This window comes from Streptomyces sp. NPDC049597 (genome assembly GCF_040675505.1).
In the GTDB taxonomy this organism is placed as follows: domain Bacteria; phylum Actinomycetota; class Actinomycetes; order Streptomycetales; family Streptomycetaceae; genus Streptomyces.
The window spans coordinates 71,900-89,777 of sequence record NZ_JBFAOY010000028.1; the positions used below are offsets into that span (position 1 = coordinate 71,900).

General features: G+C 73.6%; 18 protein-coding genes. 11 read left to right on the plus strand and 7 right to left on the minus strand.

All coding sequences use genetic code 11. From position 1 onward, the window contains the following. Positions 1–28 precede the first annotated feature (28 nt). Complete coding sequence (rpmF, locus tag AB0K02_RS26935) at positions 29–199, plus strand: 50S ribosomal protein L32 (RefSeq protein WP_365995111.1); 171 nt, start codon at positions 29–31, stop codon at positions 197–199. A 4-nt stretch (positions 200–203) separates the two neighbouring features. Then, positions 204–1,364: a GTP-binding protein gene (locus AB0K02_RS26940; RefSeq protein WP_365995112.1), complete on the plus strand. Its 1,161-nt coding sequence runs from the start codon at positions 204–206 to the stop codon at positions 1,362–1,364. 212 nt (positions 1,365–1,576) lie between these two features. On the opposite strand, the gene AB0K02_RS26945 is transcribed toward AB0K02_RS26940, so the two are convergent. From AB0K02_RS26945 to AB0K02_RS26960, 4 genes are all read right to left on the minus strand, one after another. Then, a complete protein-coding gene (locus AB0K02_RS26945; RefSeq protein ID WP_365995113.1) occupies positions 1,577–1,762 on the minus strand; it encodes a hypothetical protein in 186 nt (61 codons plus the stop codon). A 66-nt stretch (positions 1,763–1,828) separates the two neighbouring features. Then, positions 1,829–2,419 (minus strand): PadR family transcriptional regulator, encoded by a 591-nt coding sequence (locus AB0K02_RS26950; RefSeq protein ID WP_365995114.1) that lies wholly within the window; start codon positions 2,417–2,419, stop codon positions 1,829–1,831. Between the two features lie 75 nt (positions 2,420–2,494). After that, positions 2,495–3,376 carry a septum formation family protein gene (locus AB0K02_RS26955; RefSeq protein ID WP_365995115.1) on the minus strand — a complete coding sequence of 294 codons (882 nt, stop codon included), beginning with the start codon at positions 3,374–3,376 and terminating at the stop codon, positions 2,495–2,497. Between the two features lie 184 nt (positions 3,377–3,560). After that, positions 3,561–5,603 carry an NADPH-dependent 2,4-dienoyl-CoA reductase gene (locus tag AB0K02_RS26960; RefSeq protein WP_365995116.1) on the minus strand — a complete coding sequence of 681 codons (2,043 nt, stop codon included), beginning with the start codon at positions 5,601–5,603 and terminating at the stop codon, positions 3,561–3,563. 912 nt (positions 5,604–6,515) lie between these two features. Between AB0K02_RS26960 and AB0K02_RS26965 the strand changes: the two genes are divergently transcribed. After that, positions 6,516–7,304 (plus strand): hypothetical protein, encoded by a 789-nt coding sequence (locus AB0K02_RS26965; protein ID WP_365995117.1) that lies wholly within the window; start codon positions 6,516–6,518, stop codon positions 7,302–7,304. A 29-nt stretch (positions 7,305–7,333) separates the two neighbouring features. Here AB0K02_RS26965 and AB0K02_RS26970 read toward each other — a convergent pair whose 3' ends face one another. Next, positions 7,334–7,468, minus strand: coding sequence for a DUF6126 family protein (locus AB0K02_RS26970; protein ID WP_251023638.1), 135 nt, complete (start codon positions 7,466–7,468; stop codon positions 7,334–7,336). A gap of 150 nt (positions 7,469–7,618) precedes the next feature. On the opposite strand from AB0K02_RS26970, the gene AB0K02_RS26975 reads away from it, so the two are divergent. From AB0K02_RS26975 to AB0K02_RS26985, 3 genes are all read left to right on the plus strand, one after another. Next, positions 7,619–8,746 (plus strand): LLM class flavin-dependent oxidoreductase, encoded by a 1,128-nt coding sequence (locus tag AB0K02_RS26975; protein WP_365995118.1) that lies wholly within the window; start codon positions 7,619–7,621, stop codon positions 8,744–8,746. Beyond that, a complete protein-coding gene (locus AB0K02_RS26980; RefSeq protein WP_365995119.1) occupies positions 8,743–9,366 on the plus strand; it encodes an FMN reductase in 624 nt (207 codons plus the stop codon). The genes AB0K02_RS26975 and AB0K02_RS26980 overlap by 4 nt, the downstream gene beginning before the upstream one ends. A 71-nt stretch (positions 9,367–9,437) precedes the next feature. Continuing rightward, complete coding sequence (locus tag AB0K02_RS26985; protein ID WP_365995120.1) at positions 9,438–9,884, plus strand: universal stress protein; 447 nt, start codon at positions 9,438–9,440, stop codon at positions 9,882–9,884. Positions 9,885–10,248: 364 nt separating this feature from the next. On the opposite strand, the gene AB0K02_RS26990 is transcribed toward AB0K02_RS26985, so the two are convergent. Continuing rightward, on the minus strand, positions 10,249–10,656 hold the full coding sequence (locus tag AB0K02_RS26990) for a hypothetical protein (RefSeq protein ID WP_365995121.1): 408 nt from the start codon (positions 10,654–10,656) through the stop codon (positions 10,249–10,251). A 187-nt stretch (positions 10,657–10,843) separates the two neighbouring features. On the opposite strand from AB0K02_RS26990, the gene AB0K02_RS26995 reads away from it, so the two are divergent. The 3 genes from AB0K02_RS26995 to AB0K02_RS27005 all read left to right on the plus strand — a co-directional run bounded on the left by AB0K02_RS26995 (position 10,844) and on the right by AB0K02_RS27005 (position 14,695). After that, complete coding sequence (locus tag AB0K02_RS26995) at positions 10,844–11,869, plus strand: endonuclease/exonuclease/phosphatase family protein (protein WP_365995122.1); 1,026 nt, start codon at positions 10,844–10,846, stop codon at positions 11,867–11,869. Positions 11,870–12,401: 532 nt separating this feature from the next. Next, positions 12,402–12,647 (plus strand): DUF2630 family protein, encoded by a 246-nt coding sequence (locus AB0K02_RS27000; RefSeq protein WP_365995129.1) that lies wholly within the window; start codon positions 12,402–12,404, stop codon positions 12,645–12,647. 59 nt (positions 12,648–12,706) lie between these two features. Further along, entirely contained in the window at positions 12,707–14,695 is a 1,989-nt protein-coding gene (locus AB0K02_RS27005; protein WP_365995123.1) for an FUSC family protein, read from the plus strand. Here the strand turns inward: AB0K02_RS27005 and AB0K02_RS27010 are convergent. Further along, positions 14,690–15,085, minus strand: coding sequence for an RNA-binding S4 domain-containing protein (locus tag AB0K02_RS27010; RefSeq protein ID WP_365995124.1), 396 nt, complete (start codon positions 15,083–15,085; stop codon positions 14,690–14,692). The genes AB0K02_RS27005 and AB0K02_RS27010 overlap by 6 nt on opposite strands. A gap of 197 nt (positions 15,086–15,282) precedes the next feature. On the opposite strand from AB0K02_RS27010, the gene AB0K02_RS27015 reads away from it, so the two are divergent. After that, the gene (locus AB0K02_RS27015) at positions 15,283–16,761 is read left to right on the plus strand and encodes an APC family permease (RefSeq protein WP_365995125.1); all 1,479 of its coding nucleotides are present in this window, start codon (positions 15,283–15,285) and stop codon (positions 16,759–16,761) included. Between the two features lie 147 nt (positions 16,762–16,908). Further along, on the plus strand, positions 16,909–17,878 hold a 970-nt coding region (locus AB0K02_RS27020; RefSeq protein WP_365995126.1), incomplete at its 3' end, for a hypothetical protein.

Consider the following 17,878-nt stretch of genomic DNA (forward strand, 5'->3'; position numbering starts at 1 on the left):
TGGGCGGTCGCTCACCAGGAGGATTCCCATGGCCGTTCCCAAGCGGAAGATGTCCCGCAGCAACACCCGCCACCGCCGGGCCCAGTGGAAGGCGACGACGTCCCAGCTCGTGCCCGTCACGGTCGACGGCTCCGCCTACCTGGTGCCGCAGCGGCTGGTGAAGGCCTACGAGCGCGGTCTGCTGCACCCCGAGGGCTGACGGCATGACCGGCCGGCTGCCCGTGACCGTCCTCTCTGGCTTCCTCGGAGCGGGCAAGACCACCCTGCTCAACCATGTCCTCGGCAATCGCGAGGGTCTGCGCGTCGCCGTCATCGTCAACGACATGAGCGAGGTCAACATCGACGCGGCCCTCGTGCGCGGCGGCGACGCCGCGCTGTCGCGGACCGAGGAGCGCCTGGTCGAGATGACCAACGGGTGCATCTGCTGCACCCTGCGGGACGACCTGCTGGAGGAGGTCGACCGGCTGGCCCGCGAGGGCCGCTTCGACCATCTGCTCATCGAGTCCAGCGGCATCTCCGAGCCGATGCCCGTGGCCGCGACGTTCGCCTTCCCCCGCGACGACGGCGCCACCCTCGGGGACGTCGCCCGACTGGACACCATGGTCACGGTCGTCGACGCCGCGAACTTCCTGCCCGAGCTGACGAGCGGCGACGGGCTCGCCGAACGCGGCCTCGACCAGTACGAGGACGACGAACGCACCGTCAGCGACCTGCTGATGGACCAGATCGAGTTCGCCGACGTCATCGTGCTCAACAAGCTCGACCTCGTCGGGCCCGAGGACGCCGCACGGCTGCGGGCCGCGCTCACCCGCCTCAACCCCGTCGCGCGCGTCGTCCCCGCCCGTCACGGCCGGATCGGCGTCGGTGAGGTGCTGGGCACCGGGCTGTTCGACCTGGAGCGCGCTCAGCAGGCGCCGGGCTGGGTCATGGAGCTCAACGGCGACCACGTGCCGGAGACCGAGGAGTACGGGATCTCCTCCACCGTCTTCCGCGCCGGACGGCCCTTCCACCCGGGCCGGTTGTGGGACTTCGTCACCGAGGGCCTCGACGGCGGGGCGTACGGGCGGGTCCTGCGCTCGAAGGGGTTCTTCCGGCTGGCGAGCAGGCCCGCCGTGACCGGCCTGTGGTCGCAGGCGGGCTCCGTGGCCCGCTTCGAGCCGTCGGGCGTGCGCGACGCCGACAGCACGCAGGACCAGGAACTCGTCTTCATCGGCACGGACCTGCGCGCCGACGCGTTGCGGGCCGCCCTGCAGGAGTGCCTGATGGCGGACGGCGAGCGGGTGCCGCACGACGACCCGTTCCCGGCCTGGGACACGTACGGCATCGACGGCGCCTGCGAGCACGAGCCCGTGCCCGCGCTCTGAACCTCCGGGCCGGACGGTGGTCGCAGCCACGGCACCGTCCGGCCCGGACCGTATCCGGGGCCGCGCCGAGTCGTCGAGCGCGGCCGTCACGTCGCCCGGGTCCACGAACCGGCCGTGGCCGACCGCGCCGGACCTACGGCCGGCCGCTCGGACCGGCCGTGACGGCGACCGTTGCGGGCTCGTCCGCGGCACCGGCGGGCTGTGCCCCCGGATCAGGCCAGGGCGATGAACAGCCCCAGCGTCACGAGCGCGACCGCGCCGCCGTACAGCGCGAGGGTCACCGAACGGGCCTCGGCGGAGGGGTCGCTACCGCCGCCGGCCCGGCGCAGGCCGAGGACGGACCTGCCGAGCAGGACGAGCGCTGCCGCGCAGAAGGCGGCGATCAGTGAGTCAGCCACGCGGTGACGCTCCCACGCGCCGCGGCATCCCGCATCCCGGACGCGTCCGACCGGGTGGGGGCGGCGTCAGGAGGGGCCGGCTCCCGCACCGCCGTCGGCCTGGATCCGTCGTGGCCGGGACTCGTCCGGCGCGAGTTCCGCCAGTGTGTCCGTCAGCCATTTCGTCCAGAACGTCTCCAGCTCGATGCCCGCCCGCAGGACGACATGACGCAGCCGGTCCTCCTGGGTGATCCGGCGCTCCGGCGGGAAGTCGCGCGCCTCGATCTCCTGGTAGTCGGCCAACTGGGCGCGGTGCAGCTCCAGATGACGGACGAGTTCCCGCTCCAGGCCCGCGCCGCCGACCACCGCCGCCGCGCGCAGGCGCAGCAGCAGGGGGTCTCGTACGGTCTTCGGGTCCTCGGAGCGGGCCGTCCAGGCGGCCAGTTCCTCCCGGCCCGCGGGCAGGACCTCGTACTCCTTCTTCTGGCCGCGGGTCGGCTGTGCCGACGGCAGTGCCCTGATGTGGCCGGCCTGCTCCAGTTTTCCCAGCTCGCGGTAGATCTGCTGGTGGGTCGCCGACCAGAAGTAGCCGATCGACCGGTCGAACCGGCGCGTCAGCTCCAGGCCCGACGAAGGCTTCTCGAGCAGGGCCGTGAGGATCGCGTGGGGCAGGGACATGGCCGCATCGTAGGACTCGCCCCGCCCGGGGGTGCCGCGCGCCCGGCCCGTGGGCCGGGCGCGCTCGGCGGGGCGTCAGCCTGCCCAGACCTCGGCCTCGTCGGCCGGGACGGTGGTGGCCAGGCCCAGTTCCTTGCGGGCGGCGACCGTCTTGTTCGGGTCGAGACCGGTGAAGGCGGGGTCGTAGGCGATGTAGAACGCGTCGGAGTCGGCGGCGTTCGCGGCCTTCTTCCAGTGGCCGGCGGTCTTCTCCAACTGCGCGCGGAGCTTGCCGGTCTCCGCGCCCTGGATGCCCTTCAGGCCCTTGACGTGCGCGTCGAGGGCGGCGGCGACGGCCTTGGCCTGCGCCTTGTAGCCGGCGAGGTCGTCCTCGACGTTCTCCGCCTCGGGCTGGTTGTTCCACAGCGCGTCGTAGACGGCGTTCGCGCCCTTGAGGTACGCGGTCTGCTCGGGCCCCGCGCTGCCCGCGGTCTTCAGCGAACCGGTGAGGGTGCCCTTCTCCTTGGTGTAGGAGCAGCTCACGGCGCGGTCGCCGGTCGACCAGCTCTCCTTGGTGGGCGTGTAATAGAAGATCTCGGCACCCTCGGGGACCGCCCAGGTGTCCGGGGCGAATTTGGCCGCCTCGGCCGGGCACCGCTCGTCGGCGATCGCCCAGATCGCCTCGTTGCCGGGGAACGCCTTCTCGTCATCGAGCGTGAACTCGCCGACGACCTGCCCCTGGTGCGGCTCGCCGCAGGGCACCATCTCGATGGTGAACGCCTCGCCCTCGACCGCCTTGCTGTTGGGGTTGTAGCAGTCACCGGGGCTCAGCTGGAAGACCGACCGCTGGCGCGCCACCTTCTCGGCGCCGTCCTTGGCGCTCTCGACGACGTCCGAGCACCCCACGGCACCGACCGCGAGCAGGGCGACGACGGCGGATATGCCGCGCAGGGAACGGGACGGGGTGCGGACTGGCATGACGCGTACATCCTCTTACGGAAGTCTTATGAATGTCGTGCGCATCGTATGCCACCCCTGTGACCGGGCTGTGGGCACGTGCGCGGCAGCCCGGGAGGCACCCGCCAACGCCTCGCCTCCCGGGCCGTGCACCGAGGTCATGACGCCCCGTCGGCCCCTCGCCGGGGCCGTCGGGGACGCGTTCTCACAGGGTGGCCGCGAGCCGGGTGCCCTGGTCGATGGCGCGCTTCGCGTCCAGCTCGGCCGCCACGTCCGCGCCGCCGATGAGGTGGACCGTGCGGCCCGCGGCGGTCAGCTCCTCGTACAGCGAACGCTGCGGCTCCTGTCCGGTGCACAGCACCACCGTGTCGACCGGCAGCACGGAGGAGACGCCGTCGACCGTGATGTGCAGGCCCTCGTCGTCGATCCGCTCGTACGTCACGCCGGCCGTCATCGTCACCCCCCGGTGCTTGAGCTCGGTGCGATGGATCCAGCCGGTCGTCTTGCCGAGCCCGGCGCCGACCTTGCTGGTCTTGCGCTGGAGCAGGTGCACGGCGCGCGGCGGCGCGGGCCGCTTCGGCGCGGTGAGTCCGCCGGGCGCGGCGTACGAGGTGTCGACGCCCCACTGACGGAAGTACGTCTGCGCGTCCAGGCTCGCGCCCTCGCCGCCGTCGGTGAGGTACTCGGCCACGTCGAAGCCGATGCCGCCCGCGCCGACGACCGCGACGCGCTCCCCGACCGGCGCGCCGTCGCGCAGCACGTCGAGGTAGCTGACGACGCTCGGGTGGTCGATGCCCGCGATCTCGGGGACGCGCGGTGTCACTCCGGTGGCGACCACGACCTCGTCGTAGTCGTCGGCCGACAGGTCGGCGGCGGTGACCCGGGTGCCGAGGCGCACGTCGACGCCGCGCTCGGCCAGCTGGGTGCGGAAGTAGCGCAGGGTCTCGTCGAACTCCTGCTTGCCGGGGACGCGCCTGGCGATGTTCAGCTGGCCGCCGATCTCGTCGGCCGCGTCGAACAGGGTGACGGCGTGGCCGCGTTCGGCGGCGGAGACGGCGCAGGCCAGTCCGGCGGGTCCGGCTCCGACGACGGCGACGCGCTTCTTCAGCCGGGTGGGGGCGAGGACGAGCTCGGTCTCGTGGCAGGCCCGGGGATTGACCAGGCAGGAGGTGATCTTGAGGCTGAACGTGTGGTCGAGGCACGCCTGGTTGCAGCCGATGCAGGTGTTGATGGTCTCGGGCCGTCCGGCCTGCGCCTTGGCCACGAACGCGGGGTCGGCGAGGAACGGCCGTGCCATCGAGACCATGTCCGCGCACCCGTCGGCGAGCAACTGTTCCGCCACCTCGGGGGTGTTGATGCGGTTGCTGGTCACCAGCGGGACGGACACCGCGCCCATCAGCTTCTGGGTGACCCAGGTGTAGGCGCCTCGCGGCACCGAGGTCGCGATCGTGGGGATACGGGCCTCGTGCCAGCCGATGCCGGTGTTGATGATCGTGACGCCCGCGGCCTCGACCGCCTTGGCGAGCGTGATCACCTCCTCGAGCGAGGAGCCGCCGGGCACCAGGTCGAGCATGGAGAGCCGGTAGATCAGGATGAAGTCGGCGCCGACGGCCTCGCGGGTGCGGCGGATGATCTCCAGGGGCAGCCGGACGCGGTTCTCGTACGAGCCGCCCCAGCGGTCGGTGCGGTGGTTGGTGGCGCTCGCGATGAACTCGTTGATGAAGTAGCCCTCGGAGCCCATGATCTCGACGCCGTCGTACCCGGCGGACCTGGCGAGGACGGCGGCGCGGACGAAGTCCTCGATCGTCTCCTCGATCTCGGCGTCGGTGAGCTCGTGCGGGACGAACGGGCTGATCGGGGCCTGGATCGCGCTCGGGGCGACGAGGTCCTGGTGGTAGGCGTACCGGCCGAAGTGCAGGATCTGCATGGCGATCCGGCCGCCCTCGGCGTGCACGGCGTCGGTGACGACGCGGTGCCGGGCGGCCTCGTCCTGGTCGGTGAGCTTGGCGCCCCCCTCGTAGGGGCGGCCGCGGTCGTTCGGCGCGATGCCGCCGGTGACGATCAGGCCGACACCGCCGCGGGCACGCTCGGCGTAGAAGGCGGCCATGCGCTCGAAGCCGTTCTCCGCCTCTTCGAGGCCGACGTGCATGGAACCCATGAGCACCCGGTTGGGCAGCGTCGTGAACCCGAGGTCGAGCGGGCTCAGCAGATGGGGGTACGGGGTCGGCCGGGCAGTGCTCGTACTCATCGGGGGCGCCTCCTCGCGCGGGCTCGTCGGTCAAGTTCTAGCCGCCCCTCCGGCTCTTTTGCAACAAAGTGCAAAATGAGCTCGGTCACGCTCGGCCGAACCCGATCACCCCCGCGGTCGAAAAAGTGCTTTCATCAGCCATACGGGTGATCTTGGGCATACGACCGCGTTCCCGGCCTCTACCGTGTCCGCCGTGGCGGGTTGGCAGCAGGTGAGCGCACTCGGGATCGTCGTGGTTCTCGGCGCACAGGGGGCAGGCGTCGCCGCCTCCGCGTCCGAGAGCCCCAGCGGATCGGAGCGGGCCGGATCATCGGCGTCCGCGCCCGGACGGCGGGCGGAAGCGGACCGGCCGCCGCCGGTCCTCTCGGTGTCCGTGTCCCTTCCGGGACCGGTGGGGATCGGGCTCGGCGTGACGATCGACATCGGGGACTGCCTCCCCCCGAAGCCGCCGCCGACCGCCCCTCCCGTACCACCGACGCCGTCCGCGCCGTCCGCGCCGCCTGCGCCCGAGCCGCCCAAGCCGCCCGCCGCACCGCGGCCGCCGGCCCCCGAACCGCCCGCGCCCCCGGCCCCGCCTGCCCCTGCGCCCGCGCCCGCGCCCCCGCCCGCGAGTGAGCCGCCGTCGCCACGCCCCGGGCAACCGGCCCCCCTGCCGGATCGTCCGCCCCCCGCCGCCGAACCGCCCGCCGCCGCCCCGCCGCGGGCGCCGGCGCCCGCCATCCGCGCCTACCGGCCCGCTCGCCAGGGGCCCGAGGCCGACGGCACCCCCCTCACCGTGCTGATGCTGGTCACCACGACCCCGGCCGTGCTCGCCGCGGCCCTGCTGCGCCCCCGTTCCGGTTCCGCCGCACGGCGCGGCCGCGCCTGAGCCCTCTTCCGCCCCACGTCCTCACCACGCCCCGGGAGATCCCCATGTCCGAATGGCTGTTCCTCGCCATCGTGATGGCGGCCGCCTGCGCCGTCGTCCTCGTCGTCACACTCCTCGGCCGGCGCGGGACGCGGGGCTCCGCGGACGACATGGAGGCGGCCCGGACGCAGGAGACGCCCGATGTCCTCGAGTACATGGTGATGATGGTCGGCGTCGTGTACGCGATCGTGCTCGGCCTCGCCATCGCCGGCGTCTGGGAGGCCCGCGGGGCGGCCCAGGACGCCGTGCGCGCCGAGGCCCAGGCGCTGCACGAGGTCACCCAGCGCGCCCAGGTCTACCCGGCCGACTTCCGCGAGCAGCTGCGGACGAGCGTCGACGCCTACGTCACGGAGGTGGTGCAGGAGGAGTGGCCGCGGATGATCGACCACGAGGAGCTGTCGCCGCGCGGGACGGAGCTGCTGGCCACCGTGCGCACCGCGGTCGCGGAGCGCGAGCCGGCGAACGAGCTGGAGGCGCAGGCGTACCTGCCGATCCTCGACCAGGTGGCCGCCGCCGAGGACGCGCGCAACGCCCGTGCCTCGGGCGCCGAGGAGACCCTGCCGGGCATCGTCTGGTTCGGCCTGATCAGCGGGGCCGTCGTCACCGTCGGGCTGATCTTCACGATGCAGATCGGCCGCTCGTTCCGCGAGCTGCTGCTGGCGGGGCTGTTCAGCGCGCTGATCGCGTTCCTGCTGTTCCTGGTGTGGGACTTCGACGCGCCGTTCGGCCGGTCCGGCACCGAGTCGGCGGACGCCTTCCGCCAGCTCTTCCCGGGCGCTGCCGGCACCGGCTGACCCCGCGGGCGGCCGAGCCGGCGGCGCGGTCACTTCTGCGCGTGCTCACCGACGTAGAAGAGGAGCCACACGAAACCCGCGAAGAGGTGGGTCGCGAACACGTACACGAAGACGCGCAGCGCCACGCCGCGCTCCTTCCACTCCTCGCTCTCGTGCCCGCCCACGGCAGCCTCCGGTCCTCGGGTCCCGGCCCCGCGCGGGACCACGGGACAGGGTACGGGGGCGGGGCGGCCGGGGCGGAATACCGACCGGAGGGACTCGGTTAGGGGGTATAGTTCAATATTCAACCACCCAGTCCCGAGAGGTGAGCCCCCATGCAGTTCGGCATCTTCACGGTCGGGGACGTCACGACCGACCCGACCACCGGCCGCACGCCGAGCGAGCACGAGCGGATCAAGGCCACGATCGCCATCGCCGAGAAGGCGGAGGAGGTCGGCCTGGACGTCTTCGCGACGGGGGAGCACCACAACCCGCCCTTCGTGCCGTCGTCCCCCACCACCCTTCTCGGGCACCTCGCGGCCAGGACCGACCGGCTGATCCTGTCCACCTCGACCACGCTGATCACCACCAACGACCCGGTGAAGATCGCCGAGGACTACGCCTACCTCCAGCACATCGCCGACGGGCGCGTCGACCTCATGATGGGCCGCGGCAACACCGGCCCGGTCTATCCGTGGTTCGGGCAGGACATCCGCCAGGGCATCCCGCTCGCCATCGAGAACTACGCGCTTCTCCACAGGCTGTGGAGGGAGGACGTGGTCGACTGGGAGGGGAAGTTCCGCAGCGCGCTGCAGGGCTTCACCGCGACCCCGCGCCCGCTGGACGGCGTGCCGCCGTTCGTCTGGCACGGCTCGATCCGCTCCCCCGAGATAGCCGAGCAGGCCGCGTACTACGGCGACGGCTTCTTCCACAACAACATCTTCTGGCCCATGTCCCACACCAGGAAGATGGTCGCGCTCTACCGCGAGCGTTACGCGCACTACGGGCACGGCACGCCCGAGCAGGCGATCGTCGGGCTCGGCGGCCAGGTGTTCATGCGCCGCAACTCGCAGGACGCCGTGAAGGAGTTCCGCCCCTACTTCGACAACGCGCCGGTCTACGGCCACGGCCCGTCGCTGGAGGACTTCACCGAGCAGACGCCGCTGACCGTCGGCTCCCCGCAGCAGGTCGTCGAGCGCACGCTCGGCTTCCGCGACGCGGTCGGCGACTACCAGCGCCAGCTGTTCCTGATGGACCACGCCGGGCTTCCGCTGAAGACGGTGCTGGAGCAGCTCGACATCCTCGGCGAGGAGGTCGTGCCGGTGCTGCGCAAGGAGTTCGCCCGCCTGCGGCCGGCCGGAGTGCCCGAGACCGCGCCCCTGCACCCCGCCGTCGCCGCCCGCGACGCCCAGGACACCGACGCCCGCGGCGCGGACGTCCGGGACACGAAGGAGTCGTCATGACGCACACCGCCGAGCCGCTGAATCTCGTCGTCGTCTCCGCCGGGCTGAGCGTGCCGTCGTCCACGCGGCTGCTCGCCGACCGGCTCACCGAGTCGGTACGCCGCGAACTCGCGGGCGCGGGACGTCCGGTGGAGGTCCGCGTGGTGGAGCTGCGCGACCTGGCCGTGCCGATCGCCAACAACTTCGTGACGGGCTTCCCCGCGCCCGCGCTCGACGAGGCGATCGAAGCAGTGACCGGGGCGGATGCCCTGATCGCCGTCACGCCGGTGTTCACGGCCTCGTACAGCGGGCTGTTCAAGTCGTTCTTCGACCTGATCGAGCCCGACGCCCTCGGCGGCAAGCCCGTCCTGATCGCGGCGACCGGCGGGACGGCCCGGCACTCGCTGGTGCTGGAGCACGCCCTGCGTCCGCTGTTCGCCTACCTGCGGGCCGTGGTCGTGCCGACGGCGGTGTACGCGGCGTCGGAGGACTGGGGCGGCACGGGCGACGCGCTCACCGCCGCACTGCCGGACCGCATCGCCCGGGCCGGCCGCGAGCTGGCCCGCATGCTGGCCCCCGCGATCGGTGTCCCGGCCCAGGGCGCGCCGGAGGAAGCGGTCACGGCCGACCTGTTTGCCTAGTTCTGGGTTCATTCGTCGGTTATCCGTAGGCTTGAACCGAGTTCGGGTTCATGAACCACGGAGGTGGCGGAATGGCGAAGGCGGGCAGGATCGTCGTGGGGGTGGACGGCTCCGAGCCGTCCATCCGGGCACTGCGCTGGGCGGTGCGACAGGCCGGGCTCACGGGTGAGCCCCTGGAAGCCGTCATCAGCTGGGAGTACCCGGCGGCCGGCTGGGCGGCCATGGTGCCCGCCCTGCCCGCCGACTTCGACCCGGAGGCGATGGCGGGCAGGATCCTCGACGACACGCTGGAGCAGACCCTCGGTGCCGAGGCCGCGGCCTCGATCACCCGGAAGGTCCTCATCGGCAACCCGGCGCAGGCCCTGATGGAGCGCGCCGAGGGGGCGACACTGCTGGTCGTCGGGGACCGCGGGTACAGCGGCTTCAAGGCGGCGCTGCTGGGCTCCGTCGGGCTCCACCTCACCCAGCACGCCCCCTGCCCGGTCGTGGTGGTGCGGGGCGAGGCGGGCACGGTCTGACGGGAGCCTGCCGGTGACCGGACGGGCAGCCTGTCGGACGGGCACCGGCGGGGGCGCGCGCTCCCGCGTGCGTTTCCCTTTCGGCGGGCGTTATCGGCGGCGCCGCCTGTGGGTGCGGCACGAGCCCCGCACCGCTCTGCGCCCTGCGGCGGCCGGCCGTCGACGCCGATGCTCGCGTGACCACCGGAGCTGCCGGGTCCGGTGGCCGCCCGAGGCAGGGTCCGGCGGCCGCGCGAGCAGGGTCCGGCCCCGTGGGCCGGCGGGGGTCAGCTCTCGGGCGGGGACACGTGCTGGGCCTCCGGAGAGCGGGCCGGACCCGCGGACACGGGTCCGGTGACGCACTCATCCGCAGGTCCGGTGCCCCTCACTCATGTGTGTAGGCGTAATAGAACGTCACGAGCCCGAGACCCACGCCGACAGCGACACCGATGCCCGCCGACCTGAGCACGCTGCTGCCGGCCAGGCTGGTCAGGAACCCGATGGTCGCCGCGGTCAGCGCTCCGTAGGCCAAGGCGCGCATCTCGCGCGGCAGGGAGTGCCGGATGCGGCCGAGCCCGAACGCGAGGGCGCCGAACACCACCGCGCTGATCACGCCGAGGACCCATTGGCCGCCGGTGGCGACTCCGTCGTTCTGGAAGCGCAGGATGGACGCGGCCCAGATGCCGACGGTGACGGCGAGCAGGGCGGGCAGTACCAGAGCGAGCGGGTGGTGCTCTCGTGCGGGCGTCCGGCGCCGACGCCGGTGCCGCGGCATCGCTGCTTGTGTGGCCATGGCGCAGAACTCCTTCCCTCCGACCCCCGTCCTCCTTCAGGGCACACCCGCTCGCGCCGGGCGGCAAGTCAGACCGCCCCCGTACCCGTACCCCCCGCTCGGCGGCGGCAACGGATCCGGCGGGACCGGCGTCCTCAGGACAGAGGGACTGCACGCGCACACGACGACTCGCGGCTGGGAGGCCTGCGTGGACCAGGAGACCAGGGACGGCAGGTACCCGGCGGCGACGCCGTACGACGCCGGACGCGGCCCCGCTGCCGGGCGGCGCGGCGGCGCATGGCTCGCCGGGCTGCTGCTCGTCGTGCCGACCGCCGTCGTCGCGTGCCGCTCCGCGGACACCGACGCCGTCACGCCCCTGCCGCAGCTACTCGCCTTCCTGCCGTGGCTGCTGCTCCCGGCCGGGGCCGCGTTGCTGCTGGCGCTGTTCGCCCGGCGTCGTCTGCTCGTGGCGTGGGCGGTGGTGGTGCTGGCCCTGACCGGCTGGTTCGTCAGGCCGTACGACACCGGGCTGGCCGAGGATCCGCCCGGGCCCGCCGTCGCCCGCGTCGAGGTCCTCACGGCCAACCTCGAGTTCGGCGGTGCCACCGACGAGCTGATCGCGGCGATCGCCCGCGAGCGTCCCGGCCTCGTCTTCGTCCAGGAGTGCCCGGCCGTGTGCTCCGAGGCGCTCGCGTCCGAGGTCCTTCGCGCCGACTATCCGTACCGCAGTGCCGTCGAGGCCGGCGGCGCGGCGGGCTCGGCGATCCTCAGCCGGTATCCGCTGGCCCCGGCCACCGGTGTCCGCTCCGTGCTCGGCATGCCGGCCGCCCATGCCCGCGTCGCGGGCCGGCCGGTGGACCTCCAGCTCGCCCACCCCCTGCCCCCCGTCCCCGAAGCCGTGCCCGACTGGCGCAGGGAGCTGGGACTGCTGCGCGACCGTGCCGCCGCGGCCGCGGACCGCCCCTTGGTCATGGCGGGCGACTTCAACGCCACCCAGGACCACGCCGCCTTCCGGGACCTCCTGGAGACGGGCGGCCTGCGCGACGGCGCCCTGCTCGCGGGCGCCTCCCGCACCCCCTCCTGGCCGGCCGCCCTGCCTCGCCCGCTCGGCGCGCAGATCGACCACGTGCTGGTCAGCGAAGACTTCTCGGTGCGCTCCGCACGCTTCCTCGACCTGGGCGGCACCGACCACCGGGCGCTCCTGGTGACGCTGGAACTGCACGACGTGCGCTGATCCGGCGGCGGGGCCACAGTGGGGACGTGGTGCGAGGCCCAGGCGGACGGCCGGTTGGGAGGCGAGGCGGATGACCAGCGGCCTCGGCGCGACGCTCACCGTGGACCCCACCGCCGAGGATCCGACGCGGGCGGTGCACGCGGCCTGCCCGGACAGCGTCGAGGCGGTACGCGCGGCCTGCCCGGACGGCATAGAGGCAGTGCGCGCGGCCTGCCCGGACAGCGTCGACGTCACCGGTCTCGTCCCGGACGCACCGGCCTGCTTCGCCGGGTACGCGGCGCACCCCCGGCCCGGCGGCGTCGCCGGGCCGCCCCGGCGCGGCCCGCAGGGGGCGGTCGCGCTGCCCGGCGACGCGGAGGGCGCCGGGCCGACCGTAGTCGTCGCGTGCCGCTCCGCAGCCGACGGTTCGCCCCCCGCAGACGGTGCCGGAGGCCGAATGTTCCCTCCGGAGACGGCGCCCGACGCGCTCGCCCCGAGCCGCGCGCGAGGAGCCGCGGCACGACCGTCCTCGTCCTTCGACCAGGAAGCTGTCATGAACGACGAGCAGATCATCGACGACATCGGCGCACTCGTCGAGGAGGAGCGCGCCCTGCGCGACCACTCGATCCGGCAGGGCGGACTCGACCCGGACCGGCAGGCCAGGCTCAAGGAGGTGGAGATCCGCCTCGACCAGTGCTGGGACCTGCTGCGCAGGCGGCGGGCGAAGTCGGAGTTCGGCGGCGACCCCGACACGGCACAGGAGCAGCCCGCCGACGAGGTGGAGAACTACGAGAGCTGACGTGCCTGGACCGGACGCGGCACTTGCGCGCGACGAGCCTTTCGGGGTCTGTTGACACCATGGCGGAACTCCAGGGCGGGGCGGCAGCGGCGGGTGGGCGCGCGGGGCGGCTCACCCCGCCCGCGTGGCTGATCCGGGGCCTGCGCCCGCAGGAAGCGCCCATTCCGCGGGCCGCCGTCGCCCGCGCGGCCGTCGCCCTCTCCGCGCCGCTGGCCGCCGGGCTCGCGTCCGGACAGCCCGCGTACGGGGCGCTGGCGTCGATGGGCGCGCTCTCCGGCGTCATCGGCGACACCGCCGACGCCTACCGGATGCGCCTTCTGAACATCGCCGTCCCGCAGCTCTTCGGCGCGGTCGGCGTCACGCTCGGCGCGCTCGTGTACGGGCAGGGCTGGGCCGCGGTCGGCGCGCTCACGCTCCTCGCGCTCGTCTCGGGCATGATCTCGTCGATCGGCGCGGTCGCCTCGGTGTCCGGCCTGCTCCTCCTGCTGAACGCCGTCGTCGGCGCCGGTCTGCCGATGCCCGGACCGTGGTGGACGGCTCCGCTGCTGCTCACCCTCGGCGGCCTCTTCGTGCTCGTGCTGACCCTGCTGGGCTGGCCGCTGCGCGGCCGGACGCCGGAAGTGGCCGCGGTCGCCGCGACCTACCGCAGCGTCGCCGATCTGCTCGCCGCGGCGGGCACGGGCGACTACGACGCCCGGCGCCAGGACGTCACCCAGTCCCTCAACACGTCCTACGACCTGATCCTCGCCCGGCGCGCCCGCGACCACGGACGGCGCGGGCCGCTGGTGCGGCTGCTCGCCCAGCTGAACGTGGCCATCCCGCTCGTCGAGGCCGCCGCGGCGGCGCACCGCTACGGCCGTGCCTCCCGCCGGCCCGAGATCGCGGGCGCCGTACGGGAGTTGGCCATCGCGGTGGAGAGCGGGCGCCGCACGGCCCACGAGCTGGTGCTGCCCGATCCGGAGGGCCCGGCGGACCGCGCCGTCGACCGCGCCCTGCGGCACGCGTCGGCGGTCGTCCACCGGCCGGACGCGGACGCCGCGCTTACCCACGACCGGCTCGGCAGACCAGCGGCGCTCGGCGTCCGCGTCCGGCGGGCGGCGCGCAACGTGCTGGTGTCCGAGGCGTCCTGGCGGTACGGCCTCCGGCTCGCGCTGTGCATCGGCATCGCCCAGGCGTTCGTCTCCCTGGTGCCGGTGACCCGGTCGTACTGGGTGGCGCTCACCGTCACGTTCGTCCTCAAGCCCGACTTCGGCTCGGTGTTCTCGCGCGCGGTGCTGCGGGCGCTGGGCACGGCCGCGGGCCTGCTCGTCGCGGCCGTGGTCCTGGCGGCCGTGCCGCGCGGCTGGGCAGACGTGCCGGTGATGATGCTGCTCGCCGCGCTGATCCCGGCGTTCTCGGCGAAGGGGTACGCCTTCCAGACCGCGGCGATCACCCCGGTGATCCTCATGCTGTCGGACGTCCTCAACCACCAGGGCTTCCACCTCGTGCTGCCCCGGCTCGTGGACAGTCTCATCGGCTGCGCGATCGCGCTGGTGGTGGGATACCTGCTGTGGCCGGAGAGCTGGCACACCCGGATCGGCGACCGGCTGGCGAAGGCCGTGGAGGACGCGGCGGACTACGTGGCGTGCGCCTTCGGCCCGGTGGGCGGGGCGGGCGGGACCGACCAGGGCGAACGGGTGCGGCGGCGCAGGCGGCTGTACCGGGACCTGTCGTCCGTGCGGTCGGAGTTCCAGCGGGCGCTGACCGAGCCGCCGCCGACCGGCGCACGGGCCGCGGCCTGGTGGCCGCTCGTCGTGGCGGTCGAGCGGATCGTGGACGCCACCACGGCGGCCCGGGTCCGCGTCGACCACGGGGCCGAGCCGCCGCGCGACACGGAGATCACCGGCATCGAGGAGCAGCTGCGCGAACTCGCCGAGGGACTGCGCTCCAGCGAGGAGCTGGTGGAGGTGCGCGCCGACCTCCCGGGCGACGAGAAGGGCGTCCTGGAGCCCCTGCGCCAGGAGGTCAGGGCGGCGCGGGCGATCGCCTCGCCCGCGCCCCGGTCATGACCCCGCGCGGAGCCCCTGCAGGCGCTCCAGCTCGCGGCGGTCCCGCTTGGTCGGGCGGCCGGCGCCCCGGTCCCGTACCGCCGCCGGAGCGGTGAACTCCTTCGGCGGGGGCGGCGGGCTGTTGTCCACGTAGCACGTCGCGGCGACCGGCGGTCCGACCCGCTTGCGCACGATCTTCGAGACGACCACCAGCCGCTCCCGTCCGGCGTGGAAGACCCGCACCTGGTCGCCGACGCGCACGGACTGCGCGGGCTTGACCCGCTCGCCGTTGACGCGCACGTGGCCCGCCCGGCACGCCGCCGCGGCCTGGGAGCGGGTCTTGGTGAGCCGTACCGACCAGACCCAGGCGTCGATGCGTACGGTCCCCTCGTCCGATACCTCTGCAGCCATGTCACCGACTGTACGGCTCCGGGGACCCGGGGAGCACGCGCACGGGCGGGACGGCACCCCACCCCCTCACCACAGCGCACACATCCGACTACGATGCGCACGATCTCCCCTTGACGGAGGCGTCTCCTCCGAATGCGGGTGTTCGCTTCTGACGTGCCCGCATCTCCCGCGCGGCACAAGGGCATTCGGAGACTTCCATGCGCAGCAGCTCCGGCAGAGGGCTTCGGCCAGGGGCCCTGGGGACGTTGGACACCGTCGTCATGGCGGTCGCCGGCAGCGCCCCCGCCTACTCGATCGCGGCGACCACCACCGTCCTCGTCGCCACCGTGGGCCTCGCGGGACCGGCCGCCCTGCTGTACTGCGCGATTCCCATGCTCGGCATCGTGCTGGCCTTCGGCCGGCTCGGCCGCCTCGACGTCAACGCCGGAGCCGGGTACTCGTGGGTGGGCCGCACCCTGCACCCCTTCCTCGGCTTCCTGTCGGGGTGGGCGCTGGTCGTCTCCGCGACCCTTTTCATGGTGGCCGGTTCCCTGCCCGCCGGTGCGACGACGCTCGCGCTCGTCGATCCGGACCTCGCCGACGACCGGGCGCTGGCGACGGCCGTCGGCGCCGCCTGGTTCGTCGCGATGCTGCTGGTCGTGCTCGGCGGCGTGCGGCTGACCGTGCGCGCCCAACTCGTCCTGTCCGGCGTCGAACTGGTGGTCCTGGCGCTCTTCGTCGCCGCAGCGCTCGTCCACGGCGGCAGCCGTGTCGCCTTCGACTGGTCGTGGTTCGGCTTCGCGCACTTCGACGGACCCGCCGGATTCGCCTCGGGCGCGCTGGTGGCCACGTTCTACTTCTGGGGCTGGGACGTGACCAGCAACCTGAGCGAGGAGACCCGCGACAGCCGGCGCACCGCGGGCCTCGCCGCGCTGATCGGCGTCGGCGTCGTCTTCCTCCTCTTCGAGGCGTTCACCGTTGCCGTCAACATGTTCCTGACGGCCGAGGAGATCCGGGCGTCCGGTTCCCACGTTCTCGACGCGCTCGGTGAGGCGGTCTGGCCCGGAGTGGGCGGCAGGCTCCTCGTGCTGGCGCTGCTCCTGTCCACCGTCGCCACCTTGGAGACCACGCTCATCCAGGTGACCCGCTCGCTGTTCGCGATGGGCCGGGACCGCACGATGCCCGCGGTGCTGGGGCGGGTGCACCGCCGGTGGCACACCCCCTGGGCCGCGGTCGCCGCCGTCGGCGCCGTCGCGCTCACGCTGTTCGCGGCGTCGGTCGCGCTCGGCTCGGTCGGTGACGTGCTTGCCGCCGGGGTCTCCGCGATAGGGCTGCAGATCGCCTTCTACTACGGCCTCGCGGGCATCGCCGCGGTCGTCGCGTACCGCAGGACACTGCTCCGCTCCGTGCGCGACTTCGTCCTCGGCGGCGCCTGGCCGCTGCTCGGGGCGCTGTTCATGCTGTGGATCTTCATCGAGTCGCTGGGCGAGCTGAGCGGGGCGTCGGTCGCGATCGGTCTCGGCGGGCTCGCCGCCGGTCTCGTACCGATGATCTACTACTGGCGCAAGGGAAGTTCCTACTACCGGCCCGCTCCCCTCGACGCCACGCGCCCGGTCGACCCGGACGACGACCACGGCGACCGGCGGTCCGGCCGCCGTCCCGACTACAGCGGCGAGGCGCTGGCCACCGACTACTGACCGCCCCCCCGGGCACATCGTCCGATCCCCGCGCCGGACCGGCAGGCGCCCCCCGTAGAGCCTGTGGATCCCCGCAGTCGCCGTGGATCCCTCCGATGATCGTCGGATCGCCAGAACGTACCTGAACCGCCGAGGGAAGTGCCGCCCGTGGCCGCTCGCCGCCGCTTCGTCCCCGACTTCGATCCCGCGTACGGGGACCGGGCGCTGTCCGACGCCCTCGACGACATCGTCATCGGCCGCTGGCAGGGCGTACGGGACCTGCTGCGCGACACCGGCGACGACTGGGGGCTGCGCACCCATCGGGTCCGGCTGCTCGCCCACGCCGCGGCCGGTTCGTCCGCCACGGGGATCTGGCGGGCCGCCGAGCCGCTCAGCCCCGACGCGGCGGTCCTCGCGGCGGCGACCGAGGTCGTGCGGGTCTTCCACCGGGCCATCGCCGCGGGACGCGGCGGCGGGGTCGACCGCGACCGGCTGGACCTCGCGGTGCGGGCCTGCCTCGACGCCGCCGACCTGCACCCCGCCGACCCCATGCCGTGGGTGTCGCTGCTGACGGTGGCGCGGCTGTACGAGGACGGCGTGCCCCGCAGGGAACTGCGGCGCTGGTGGGACGAGATGCGCGGACGCGACCCGTACAACGTCGAGGGCCACGTGCAGCTGCTGCGCTACCACTCGGCGCGCTGGCACGGCACCCACGGCAGGATGTACGACTTCGCGCGGGACGCGGCGGGGGCGTCGCCTCCCGGGTCGTCGCTGCCGGTGCTGGTGCAGATCGCGCGGGCGGAGGAGTACCGCCATGTCTTCGACACGGCCCAGGGGCGGGTGGTGCGCGGCCTCGACCAGCACTGGAAGCACGAGCTGGCCGTCGTGGAGATCCGGCGCACGTGGGACCGGTGGATCCAGTGGCGCGCGGACGGGCCACTCGCCCCGCAGGAGGTCGGGGACCTCAACTACCTGACCCATGCCGCCTGTCACGCCGGGCTGAAGCAGGAGGCCCGCAGCCTTTTCCAGCTGCTGGGGACGCGGGCGACGCCGCGGACTACATCCTCAAGCACCAGGCCTGAGACTGACGCGCTCGTCGCCGCCCGGCGGTGGCGCCGTGCACATTCCGCACCCCCTA

Coding starts and splice junctions, on each gene's coding strand:
- rpmF (WP_365995111.1), top strand. CDS start 29: ATGGCCGTTCCCAAGCGGAAGATGTCCCGCAGCAACACCCGCCACCGC.
- AB0K02_RS26940 (WP_365995112.1), top strand. CDS start 204: ATGACCGGCCGGCTGCCCGTGACCGTCCTCTCTGGCTTCCTCGGAGCG.
- AB0K02_RS26950 (WP_365995114.1), bottom strand. CDS start 2,419: ATGTCCCTGCCCCACGCGATCCTCACGGCCCTGCTCGAGAAGCCTTCG.
- AB0K02_RS26955 (WP_365995115.1), bottom strand. CDS start 3,376: ATGCCAGTCCGCACCCCGTCCCGTTCCCTGCGCGGCATATCCGCCGTC.
- AB0K02_RS26960 (WP_365995116.1), bottom strand. CDS start 5,603: ATGAGTACGAGCACTGCCCGGCCGACCCCGTACCCCCATCTGCTGAGC.
- AB0K02_RS26965 (WP_365995117.1), top strand. CDS start 6,516: ATGTCCGAATGGCTGTTCCTCGCCATCGTGATGGCGGCCGCCTGCGCC.
- AB0K02_RS26975 (WP_365995118.1), top strand. CDS start 7,619: ATGCAGTTCGGCATCTTCACGGTCGGGGACGTCACGACCGACCCGACC.
- AB0K02_RS26980 (WP_365995119.1), top strand. CDS start 8,743: ATGACGCACACCGCCGAGCCGCTGAATCTCGTCGTCGTCTCCGCCGGG.
- AB0K02_RS26985 (WP_365995120.1), top strand. CDS start 9,438: ATGGCGAAGGCGGGCAGGATCGTCGTGGGGGTGGACGGCTCCGAGCCG.
- AB0K02_RS26990 (WP_365995121.1), bottom strand. CDS start 10,656: ATGGCCACACAAGCAGCGATGCCGCGGCACCGGCGTCGGCGCCGGACG.
- AB0K02_RS27000 (WP_365995129.1), top strand. CDS start 12,402: ATGAACGACGAGCAGATCATCGACGACATCGGCGCACTCGTCGAGGAG.
- AB0K02_RS27005 (WP_365995123.1), top strand. CDS start 12,707: ATGGCGGAACTCCAGGGCGGGGCGGCAGCGGCGGGTGGGCGCGCGGGG.
- AB0K02_RS27010 (WP_365995124.1), bottom strand. CDS start 15,085: ATGGCTGCAGAGGTATCGGACGAGGGGACCGTACGCATCGACGCCTGG.
- AB0K02_RS27015 (WP_365995125.1), top strand. CDS start 15,283: ATGCGCAGCAGCTCCGGCAGAGGGCTTCGGCCAGGGGCCCTGGGGACG.